Source organism: Pseudomonas sp. 22072, from assembly GCF_052046095.1.
GTDB lineage: Bacteria > Pseudomonadota > Gammaproteobacteria > Pseudomonadales > Pseudomonadaceae > Aquipseudomonas > Aquipseudomonas paracarnis.
Map to the genome: position 1 here is coordinate 1 of NZ_JBQEQE010000027.1, position 9519 is coordinate 9519.

Below are 9519 nucleotides of genomic sequence, written 5' to 3' on the forward strand. Positions count from 1 at the left end.
AGTCCAGCGGGAGCAAGCTCCCTCGCCACAAGTCACTGGTTGTCTGCTCTAGCTCTTAACTGACTGGCATTAGGGCAAGCCCGGCTCCCACAGGGATCTCTACACGTCTGACGGTCTTTTAAAAGGCAAAGGCGCCATCAAACACCGGCTTGTCATCCAGCGCCAATACCCCGCTGGCAAAGATCAGGTCCAGGTGATGACTGCCTTTCTGCCCGCCACCCAAGCCCAGGTGCAGCCCGCAGTGACGCTCTTCAAACCCGGCATTGCGCGCATACAGGTCCTTGACCCCTTCATTGGTGCCAATCCCTAACTCCTCCACGCGACGGTTGGACGGGTTGGCATTCAGGTACTTGTTGAAGTCATCTGCCAGCCCCGGCACTTCGCTGGCCACGCTGCAAACGGTGGAGTTCTCGATCCATAACTCCAACGGGGATTGCAGCACGCCGTATTTGCGTGCAAAGGGGATGGTACTGAGGAAGGTGCCGACAAACCGCACCTGGCCGTTGATGGCTTCGCTGTGGGTGGCGATTTCGCCGGGCGCCAGGTCGTGGTTGCCGACGCCGTTGATATTGGTCCACTTCTTGATGCTGCTCATCGGTGCTTCCAGGCGCGAACCGTGTTTGTCGGTAAAGCTCAGCACGTTGGCCTGGGCCATGCGCCGGATCAGTGTGGCGTTGAGGTCGGCGATGCGTTGGGGCTCGACGCTGAAGGTGTCGTAAAAATAGTCGCCGTAATCCTTGAACAGCAGGGATTTCTTCCAGTGCTCGGCCATCACGCCTTGCAGGGCGCGGATAAAGTCAGGGCCTTCGGCGCGTGGGTTGGGCAGCGTGGAGGAATCGTAGAGAAACAGGTAGAGGTCACAGGTTTGAATGGCTTGTGCCAGGGTGTCGCTGGGCGCCAGGTCCAGGCGTTGCAGTTGGAAGTTGAAGCGGGCGGCGCTGCCGTGGGTGATCGCCTGGGCGATGGCTTCATAGCGCTCGGTATGGCCCAGCAACACGGTGGGGCGGTTCAGACCGTTGAGGGCAGGGTGGTGAGCAAGGTAGTAGAGAAAGTGTTCGACGGCGCGGGCCTTGTCCATGACGGGTGTCCTTCGGTGCCTTGGGTAAGGGGGCAGGCGCCGTGCACAGCGCCTGCCGGATGCCTGCCGGTTATTAGAAAGGCCACATCGCGGTGCCAAAAGGCACAACGGCATCGGCTTGCATCATTTCAACGGCGGCCTCATGGGTCGGCGCTTCAAACCAATCGTCGAGTTGCAGTTCGGTTTCCAGGTCGTTTTCCAGTGCTTGCATGGTGTATCTCCTAGAGGACGTTGATTGAGAACGGCTCACCCACGGGCTTCGCGGGCAAGTGGAAAGAACCTAGAAGAGAGTGTTTCGAAATGCAAAAAATTTATTGACACGGTTTCATTTGGATTTTTTCTTCTGTTTTTTGGCGGATTTTTTTATTCAGGCAAAACAGTAAATTGGCTGAAGCGATTCTTCAGACGTGGCCTTCCGACAGAATTCCGTTGAGGGCTGCCAAAGTCTGGCTGTAACGCAGAATTTCCGTGGTGTAACGATAGATTTACGCAACTGCCCTGGCGTTGTTGGGGGGGCGCGTCGATGTAAGCATTAGCTGACAGAATTGCCTGTGCACTTTCCCGGTGCGTGCCGAAGCTGTCGAGCGGTGTACAATGCGCCGCGTTTTACTGTGACCCCCCTTGCGTACCCACGCAAAAGGCCAAGACCTCAGGGTTTGATCCCCCTGATCACTCCGCCTGGCCACGAGCCGGACGGGTTCGATTTCGTCACAGATAAAAACAAACAGGTGACGCATGACCATTAGAAAGACGCTGTACTCCTGGTGCCTGCGCTGGGGTTTGAGCGGCGCTGCTTGAGTCGGTAATTCAAGGCAGCAACCTGCATTCAACTCTTCAAACCTTGCGTGAGACCCTTTTCATGAGTGGACCCCATTCCTCTTCAGGCGAGCTGAAACGCGGCCTGAAAAATCGGCATATCCAGTTGATCGCCCTCGGTGGCGCCATCGGCACCGGCCTGTTCCTGGGCTCGGCCGGGGTGCTCAAATCCGCCGGCCCGTCGATGATCCTGGGCTATGCCATCTGCGGCTTTATCGCCTTCATGATCATGCGCCAGCTAGGCGAAATGATTGTCGAGGAGCCCGTCGCCGGCTCCTTCAGCCATTTTGCCCACAAGTACTGGGGCGGTTTCGCCGGTTTTCTGTCGGGCTGGAACTGCTGGATTCTGTACATTCTGGTGGGTATGTCGGAGCTGACGGCCGTCGGCAAATACGTGCACTACTGGTGGCCGGAGATTCCGACCTGGGTCTCGGCGGCGGCGTTTTTCGTGCTAATCAACGCGATCAACCTGGCCAACGTCAAAGTCTTCGGTGAAGCCGAGTTCTGGTTCGCCATCATCAAGGTGGTGGCGATCGTCGGCATGATCGCCCTGGGCAGCTACCTGCTGGTCAGCGGCAGCGGCGGTCCCCAAGCCTCGGTCAGCAACCTGTGGGAGCATGGTGGTTTCTTCCCCCATGGCGTCGGCGGCTTGGTGATGGCCATGGCGATCATCATGTTCTCCTTCGGCGGCCTGGAAATGCTCGGCTTTACCGCTGCCGAAGCCGACCAGCCACGTACTGTTATCCCCAAGGCGATCAATCAGGTGATCTACCGCATCCTGATTTTCTACATCGGTGCCCTGGTAGTACTGCTGTCGCTCACACCGTGGGACAGCCTGCTGGCGACCCTCAACGCCTCCGGCGATGCCTACAGCGGTAGCCCGTTCGTGCAGGTGTTCTCGATGCTGGGCAGTAACACCGCCGCGCATATCCTCAACTTCGTGGTGCTGACCGCCGCGCTGTCGGTGTACAACAGCGGTACCTACTGCAACAGCCGCATGCTCTTGGGCATGGCCGAGCAGGGCGATGCGCCCAGGGCCCTGGCGAAGATCGATAAGCGCGGCGTGCCGGTGCGTTCGATCCTGGCCTCGGCAGCGATCACCCTGGTGGCGGTGCTGATGAACTACCTGATGCCCCATGACGCGCTGGAACTGCTGATGTCGCTGGTGGTGGCCACGTTGGTGATCAACTGGGCGATGATCAGTTTCTCCCACGTCAAGTTCCGCCAGCACATGAACCGCACCGGCCAGGTGCCGCTGTTCAAGGCGTTGTGGTATCCGTATGGAAACTACATCTGCCTGGCGTTCGTGGTGTTTATCCTGGTGATCATGCTGATGATGCCGGGGATTCAGGTGTCGGTATATGCGATCCCGGTGTGGGTAGCGTTCATGGCAGTGTGTTACTGGATCAAGAACAAGCGCACGGCGCGGCCGGCTATTGGCGCAACGGGTCCGGTTCTGGAGTAGGACTTTTCCCCTTGCAGAAAACCCGGCGCCCTGCCGGGTTTTTTGTGGGTATGGCAGGTTAGAATCGCCCCCTCTTTTTTCCGCATGCTCGGAGGCCCCGATGCAATACACCGACGTCGCCGATAGCGCCTTGCAGCGCGATGAGCTGGAAGACTTGATAGACCCGCACAGCGGCCCTTTGCGCTTGATCGGAGTAGATTTAAGTGGCGTCGACCTGTCGCGCATGGCATTGGACAACTGGGTGTTCGAGCGCTGCACCCTGGTCCAGACCTCGTTTCTCGGTTCTCGACTGGAAGGGACTCAGTGGAAAAACTGCCGAGCCAGTCTCGCCATTTTCGAAGCGGCCAACCTGCTCGAGGCGCAATTCCACAGTTGCGATCTGAACAACACTCGTTGGCAGCGCAGCAAACTGTCCCAGGCGACTTTTACCCAGTGCAAGCTGACGGGCGCCAATTTCACCCATTGCGCGTCACTGGGGCTGAGCTTCAGCGAAACCCTGCTCAACAGTGCCTTTTTATCCGGGTTGTCGTTTGCTCGAAGTGTGCTCAAGAATCTGGATTTTTCCGACAGCGACTTGTCGGATACGGACTTTCGCAAGGCTGAACTGGTCGACTGCAGCCTCGCACATGCCCGCATCAACGGCGCTAATTTTGCGGGTGCCGACTTGCGCGGTGCAGATTTGAGCGGTTTTCGCCTCAATGATGCCAAACTGTTCAAAGGCGCCGTGATTTCCAAAGCCCAGGCGTCGATATTGTTGTCCGAGTTGGGCTTGTCCGTTGCCTAAGGTTTTGATTGATGCTGGAAATTTCCAACAATGTGCACCTGCCCGACGCCGAGATCGAGCTGACCGCCATTCGTGCCCAGGGTGCCGGTGGGCAGAACGTCAATAAGGTGTCGAGTGCGGTGCACCTGCGGTTTGATATTCCGGCCTCGTCGTTGCCGGAGTTTTACAAGGAGCGCCTGCTGGCGCTGCGTGACAGCCGGATCACCAGCGAAGGCGTGCTGGTGCTCAAGGCCCAGCAATATCGCACCCAGGAGCAGAACCGTGCCGATGCGCTGGAGCGCCTGGTGGAGTTGATCCAGAGCGCCACCAAGGTCGAGAAAAAGCGTCGTCCGACCAAGCCCACCCTGGGTTCGAAGAAACGCCGCCTGGAGTCCAAGACCAAGCGCGGCAGCATCAAGGCCGGGCGCGGCAAGGTCGACTTCTAGGCGTCGCGTGTTTCGCGGGCCTTAGGCGCCTGGCGGTACAGGTAGAAGCTCAGCAGCAAACCGGCGAAAGCTGCGAGGGCCGCGAACAGGAAGATTGAGGCAAAGCCAAAACCTGCCGCCACGGCGCCCGCCAGCGGCCCGGTGATGCCCAGGGACAAGTCGATAAACAGCGAATAGGCGCCCACCGCCGAACCTCGGCTGGAGGCCGGCACCAGGTTGACCGCCTCTACCCCCAGCGCCGGGAACACCAGGGAAAAGCCGAAACCGCTCAACGCCGCACCCGCCAACGCCAGTTGGGCATCCGGCGCCAGCCACAGCAACAGCAGGCCCAGTACTTCCACTGACAGGCAGGCGATTGCGACGCGAAAACCGCCAATGCGGTTGATCAAATTGCCAAACAGCAAGCGTGCGCCGATAAAACTGGCACCGAACAGGCTCAAGGCCCACACCGCGTTATCCCAGTGCTGGGTGCTGTAATACAACGTGATAAAGGTGGCGATGGTGCCAAAGCCGATGGAGCCCAGCGCTAGCGCGCAACCATGGGGCAGCACGCGGCCCAGCACGTTCATGAACGGCAAACGTACGCCGGGCACAATCGGCGCCGCTTGTTTTTTCCAGGCCAACAGCACACCCAGCACGGCCAACAGAATGATGCTGACGCCCATGCTCCACAGCCCAAAATGGCTGACCAGCAGCACCCCCAACGGCGCACCCACCGCCAGCGCGCCGTAGCTGGCAATGCCGTTCCAGGAAATAACCTTGGCCGTGTTCGCCGCGCCGACACGGCCAATGCCCCAGCCAATCGCGCCCGAACCCACCAGGCTTTCAGCGCTGCCCAGCACCAGCCGCCCGACCAGCAGGCAGCCGAGGCTCAGAGCCGGCAGGCTGGAAAACCACGCCGCAAACAACATGAACACGCCACTCAAACCGCAGCCCACCAAGCCGATCAGCACGGCGCGCTTGCTGCCCAGATTGTCGATGATCTTACCGGCATAGGGGCGGCTCAGCAGGGTTGCCAGGTATTGCACGCTGATCACCAGCCCGGCGATGACGGCGCCATAGCCCAACTGGCTATGGACATAGCCCGGTAGTACGGCCAGGGGGATGCCGATATTCAAGTAGCCGATGAAGGTAAACAGCACGATGGAAACGACTTGCAGCGTGACCGTCATGGGGCGCTGGGTATCTGGCATGGGAGAGATCCACTGTCGCAGCAGGTAAAGATAGGCTGCTAATGATACCGGTGCGCAAGCCGGGCAGGGCGGCAAAAATGTAAAACGTCAGATCTAAGGCAGATCAAGCTTGGGCGGGGGCCAGCAATTGGGTGGTCACCAAGGCCGCCAGGGCGTTTTCCTGGGTGCCGAAGCGCTTGAGCAGTGCTGCTTGCTTGTCGGCACTGAGGCGGTTCCAGACTTCGACCATCTGCAAGGCAGCGTCGAGTACAGCGGCGTCCGGCGTGTCGGAAGGGGAAGTGGTCATAGTGAAGGTCTCGGATAATTCAGGCAGTGTGGAAAGCGCTCAAAGGCGCGCTTTCCACACGGTCTGGTACGGCGTCAGTCTTGGCTTTCGCGCTCGACTGGTTTTGCTTCTTTGGCCTCAGGCTGCTTGTCGCTGGCCTGCTGCGGTGTTGGCTGCTCAGTTGGGTGCAGGCTTGGGAAGGGGAGATTAGGTATCTCGTGCATCGTGGTCGCTCCTCGCAAGGTCTGTTTTTTCAATCGCAGGTGATTCCGCGCTCTCAAAAAGCCTTGGCAGGATACAGCACCGTAAATGACAAAAAGACTTTTATCTCCACAGATGCACAATTTTTAATGGTTCAGGCGCAAGTGACATGAGGTCACACCCCTAGAACGGCACCTTGCCCAGGATCATGTCGCGGTACATCACAAAATCCCCCAGCAAGCTGTAGAACGGGTGCTGAAAGGTGGCGGGGCGGTTCTTTTCGAAGAAGAAGTGGCCAATCCAGGCAAAGCTGTAGCCTGCCAGGGGCAACGCCAGCAGCAGAACCAATGAGCCTCTGCCGATGGCGTACGCGAGAATGCCTATTACCAGGGTGGTGCCGATAAAGTGCAGGCGTCGGCAGGTGCTGTTGCCATGTTCGCTCAGGTAGTACGGGTAGAACTCGGCAAAACTGTTGAATTTCTTGATGTTTTCCACGGTCACCGGCCCTCTGGTTGCTGTGCCGCCAACGGGTGCGCGGCGGGGAGCTTATTTGAGTCTAGAGTGATCAGTGCTAACAGCCAGTGACAATAGATGCCACTTTAGTATCCTTGGCTTCCTGGCTGCCGTTTGAGCCTGCTTTCAACAAGAAGACGCCATGAGCGAACGAACAACTTCTGCAAGCTGGGCGATGGGCATCGTCAAGGCGCTGGAAATGGATGGCCTGGATTGCCGTGCCTTGTTCAAGCAACTGGGCCTGGACTACGCCGCCCTCAGTGACCCCGATGCGCGCTTCCCGCAAGACGCCATGACCCGCCTGTGGCAACGCGCGGTAGAGGTGTCGGGTAACCCGGCGATTGGCCTGAACATGGGCAAGGTGGTGCGCCCGGCCTCGTTTCACGTTGCCGGTTATGCGTTGATGTCCAGCAACACCCTGGCCGAAGGTTTTATGCGATTGGTGCGCTACCAGCGCATCATCGCCGAAAGCGCTGATTTGAGTTTTCGACTGTTACCCGAAGGCTATGCGTTAATTCTGACGGTGCATGGCGATCACCTGCCGCCGACCCGTCAAAGCGCCGAAGCCTCGCTGGCCAGCGCCCTGGCCCTGTGCGGCTGGCTCACCGGGCGCACCCTGCAGCCCCGCAAAGTGCTGCTGCAAGGCGAGCAGCCGGCGGACCTGGCGCCCTACCAACAGGCCTTTCATGCGCCTTTGCAATTCAATGCACCCTATGACGCGCTGATTTTCGAGCAGGCGGACATGGAGGCGCCGCTGCCCACGGCCAACGAAGCCATGGCGCTGTTGCATGATCGCTTTGCCGGTGAATACCTGGCGCGTTTTTCCGAAAGCCGCGTGACCCACAAGGCGCGTCAGGTGCTGTGCCGCCTGTTGCCTCAGGGCGAGCCCAAGCGCGAAGCCGTGGCCCAGACGTTGCACCTGTCCCAGCGCACCTTGCAGCGGCGGCTGCAGGAGGAGGGCACCAGCTTCCAGGCCTTGCTTGATGACACCCGGCGCGAACTGGCCGAGCAGTACCTGGCACAACCCAGCATGACCTTGCTGGAAATCGCTTACCTGCTGGGGTTTGCCGACCCGAGCAACTTTTTCCGCGCGTTTCGCCGCTGGTTCGATGCCACGCCCGGTGAATACCGGGCGCGCTTGCAACAAATGTCGTCGGTCAGTGACGCCAGAACGCCGGAATGCACAACACAAACACGGTGATGATCTCCAGGCGACCCAACAACATGCCCAAAGACAGGATCCACTTGGCGGCATCCGGCAGGGTGGCGAAGTTGCCGGCCGGGCCGATGGTTTCGCCCAGGCCGGGGCCCACGCCGGAAACGGTACTGGCGGCGCCGGTCAACGCGGTCATCCAGTCCACGCCTAGCAGCGACAGGGCCAGGGCGATCATGCAGATGGTGATGGCGAAGAAAAACGAAAAAGTCAGGATCGACCGCACAATCTCTTCATCGAGGCGATGGCCGTTGTACTTCTGCTTGATCACCGCGCGCGGATGGATCAACTGATTCAAGTTGGCCTTGAGCAGGATGTAGGCCACCTGGAAACGGAAGATTTTGATACCGCCCGCGGTGGAGCCCGAGCAGCCGCCGATAAAGCCCAGGTAGAAAAACAGCATCAGTGAGAAGTTGCCCCACAAGCTGTAGTCCCCCAGTGCAAAGCCGGTGGTAGTCACCACAGACGTCACGTTCAGCGCCACATGGCGCAAGGCATCGAGCCAATGCAGGTTGGTGGTCCACCAGTACCAGGTGCCGAGTACCAGCCAGGTCACCAGCAACAGGCCGAGCAAGCCTTGCACCTGCTGGTCCTTGATCAGCGCCCGACGGTTACCACGTAAAGTGGCCACGTACAGGGCGAACGGCAAGCTGCCCAGGATCATCACCACCACCGCGACCCAATGCACCGCCGGTTGTTTCCAATGGGCCAGGGACTCGTCCGAGGTGGAAAACCCGCCCGTGGAAATCGCCGACATCGCATGGTTGATCGCATCGAACACGCCCATTCCGGCCCACCAGAAGGCCAGGCTGCCGAAGATGGTGATGCCCACATACGCCGCCACGATCAGGCGCGCCACCATGTGTGAACGAGGCATGACCTTTTCCGAGCGGTCCGAGGATTCGGTCTGGAACAAGCGCATGCCACCAATGCGCAGCAGCGGCAGGATCGCCACCGCCATGCCGATAAAGCCGATACCGCCGAGCCAGTGCAGCAGCGAACGCCACATCAAGATGCCCGGCGACATGCTGTCCAGCCCGCTCAACACGGTGGAGCCTGTGGCGGTGATGCCGGACATGCTTTCGAAGAACGAGTCGGTGTAGCTGATGTGCTGGGTCAGCAAAAAGGGCAGGGCCGCGAAGATGCACACCACCACCCAACTACTGACCGTCAGCAGGTACATGTCCCTGGGGCGCAGGTGCACGTGCTCTGGGCGACCAGGGATGACCAGCGCCAGGCCGGCGATAAAGGTGATCAGGCTGGCCCACAGGAACGAGGGCAGGTCGCTGGTGCGTTCGAAGATCACCAGGGTCGCCATCGGGATCACCATGGCGACCGCAAGGGTGATCAGGAAGATGCCGATGATGAAACCGATGATGCGCAGGGTCGGCAACGCCATGAAGTTCGCTCGGGTGATTGGGCAGAGGCGCCATTCTACCTGCGGTGCAGGTCTTGTAAACCAAGGGGTGCCGGTTGATGGAGAACCCCTGTGGGAGCTGGCCTGCCAGCCGGCGGATATCCACCTGACGCCCCGCAATCCAATGTGGGAGCTGGCTTGCCTGCGAT

General features: G+C 59.6%; 11 protein-coding genes. 5 read left to right on the plus strand and 6 right to left on the minus strand.

The genetic code is table 11. The features are described 5' to 3' along the window. Window positions 1–118: 118 nt before the first annotated feature. Both ACTJLA_RS22410 and ACTJLA_RS22415 read right to left on the minus strand, forming a co-directional pair. Entirely contained in the window at window positions 119–1078 is a 960-nt protein-coding gene (locus ACTJLA_RS22410; RefSeq protein WP_259284637.1) for a leucyl aminopeptidase, read from the minus strand. A 73-nt stretch (window positions 1079–1151) separates the two neighbouring features. Further along, complete coding sequence (locus ACTJLA_RS22415) at window positions 1152–1289, minus strand: hypothetical protein (RefSeq protein WP_003175756.1); 138 nt, start codon at window positions 1287–1289, stop codon at window positions 1152–1154. A gap of 648 nt (window positions 1290–1937) precedes the next feature. Here ACTJLA_RS22415 and ACTJLA_RS22420 point away from each other — a divergent pair. From ACTJLA_RS22420 to arfB, 3 genes are all read left to right on the plus strand, one after another. Further along, window positions 1938–3359 (plus strand): amino acid permease, encoded by a 1422-nt coding sequence (locus ACTJLA_RS22420; RefSeq protein ID WP_072448466.1) that lies wholly within the window; start codon window positions 1938–1940, stop codon window positions 3357–3359. A gap of 100 nt (window positions 3360–3459) precedes the next feature. Beyond that, window positions 3460–4143 (plus strand): pentapeptide repeat-containing protein, encoded by a 684-nt coding sequence (locus ACTJLA_RS22425; RefSeq protein WP_198862480.1) that lies wholly within the window; start codon window positions 3460–3462, stop codon window positions 4141–4143. Between the two features lie 11 nt (window positions 4144–4154). Next, window positions 4155–4568: an alternative ribosome rescue aminoacyl-tRNA hydrolase ArfB gene (arfB, locus tag ACTJLA_RS22430; protein WP_034128536.1), complete on the plus strand. Its 414-nt coding sequence runs from the start codon at window positions 4155–4157 to the stop codon at window positions 4566–4568. Here arfB and ACTJLA_RS22435 read toward each other — a convergent pair. Both ACTJLA_RS22435 and ACTJLA_RS22440 read right to left on the minus strand, forming a co-directional pair. Continuing rightward, the gene (locus tag ACTJLA_RS22435) at window positions 4565–5761 is read right to left on the minus strand and encodes an MFS transporter (protein ID WP_054896694.1); all 1197 of its coding nucleotides are present in this window, start codon (window positions 5759–5761) and stop codon (window positions 4565–4567) included. The two genes, arfB and ACTJLA_RS22435, sit on opposite strands and share 4 nt — an antisense overlap. Before the next feature lie 103 nt (window positions 5762–5864). Next, window positions 5865–6047, minus strand: coding sequence for a hypothetical protein (locus ACTJLA_RS22440; protein ID WP_054918213.1), 183 nt, complete (start codon window positions 6045–6047; stop codon window positions 5865–5867). 80 nt (window positions 6048–6127) lie between these two features. On the opposite strand from ACTJLA_RS22440, the gene ACTJLA_RS22445 reads away from it, so the two are divergent. After that, window positions 6128–6400 carry a hypothetical protein gene (locus tag ACTJLA_RS22445; protein ID WP_314545549.1) on the plus strand — a complete coding sequence of 91 codons (273 nt, stop codon included), beginning with the start codon at window positions 6128–6130 and terminating at the stop codon, window positions 6398–6400. A gap of 10 nt (window positions 6401–6410) precedes the next feature. Here ACTJLA_RS22445 and ACTJLA_RS22450 read toward each other — a convergent pair whose 3' ends face one another. After that, window positions 6411–6722 (minus strand): DUF962 domain-containing protein, encoded by a 312-nt coding sequence (locus ACTJLA_RS22450; protein WP_034128574.1) that lies wholly within the window; start codon window positions 6720–6722, stop codon window positions 6411–6413. Window positions 6723–6882: 160 nt separating this feature from the next. Here ACTJLA_RS22450 and ACTJLA_RS22455 point away from each other — a divergent pair, with 160 nt between their 5' ends. Then, window positions 6883–7941, plus strand: a complete 1059-nt coding sequence (locus ACTJLA_RS22455) for an AraC family transcriptional regulator (protein WP_034128534.1) — start codon at window positions 6883–6885, stop codon at window positions 7939–7941. Here ACTJLA_RS22455 and ACTJLA_RS22460 read toward each other — a convergent pair. After that, complete coding sequence (locus tag ACTJLA_RS22460) at window positions 7898–9352, minus strand: TrkH family potassium uptake protein (protein ID WP_003193780.1); 1455 nt, start codon at window positions 9350–9352, stop codon at window positions 7898–7900. The genes ACTJLA_RS22455 and ACTJLA_RS22460 overlap by 44 nt on opposite strands. Window positions 9353–9519 lie beyond the last annotated feature (167 nt).

Coding starts and splice junctions, on each gene's coding strand:
- arfB (WP_034128536.1), top strand. CDS start 4,155: ATGCTGGAAATTTCCAACAATGTGCACCTGCCCGACGCCGAGATCGAG.
- ACTJLA_RS22455 (WP_034128534.1), top strand. CDS start 6,883: ATGAGCGAACGAACAACTTCTGCAAGCTGGGCGATGGGCATCGTCAAG.
- ACTJLA_RS22425 (WP_198862480.1), top strand. CDS start 3,460: ATGCAATACACCGACGTCGCCGATAGCGCCTTGCAGCGCGATGAGCTG.
- ACTJLA_RS22440 (WP_054918213.1), bottom strand. CDS start 6,047: ATGACCACTTCCCCTTCCGACACGCCGGACGCCGCTGTACTCGACGCT.
- ACTJLA_RS22415 (WP_003175756.1), bottom strand. CDS start 1,289: ATGCAAGCACTGGAAAACGACCTGGAAACCGAACTGCAACTCGACGAT.
- ACTJLA_RS22410 (WP_259284637.1), bottom strand. CDS start 1,078: ATGGACAAGGCCCGCGCCGTCGAACACTTTCTCTACTACCTTGCTCAC.
- ACTJLA_RS22435 (WP_054896694.1), bottom strand. CDS start 5,761: ATGCCAGATACCCAGCGCCCCATGACGGTCACGCTGCAAGTCGTTTCC.
- ACTJLA_RS22460 (WP_003193780.1), bottom strand. CDS start 9,352: ATGGCGTTGCCGACCCTGCGCATCATCGGTTTCATCATCGGCATCTTC.
- ACTJLA_RS22420 (WP_072448466.1), top strand. CDS start 1,938: ATGAGTGGACCCCATTCCTCTTCAGGCGAGCTGAAACGCGGCCTGAAA.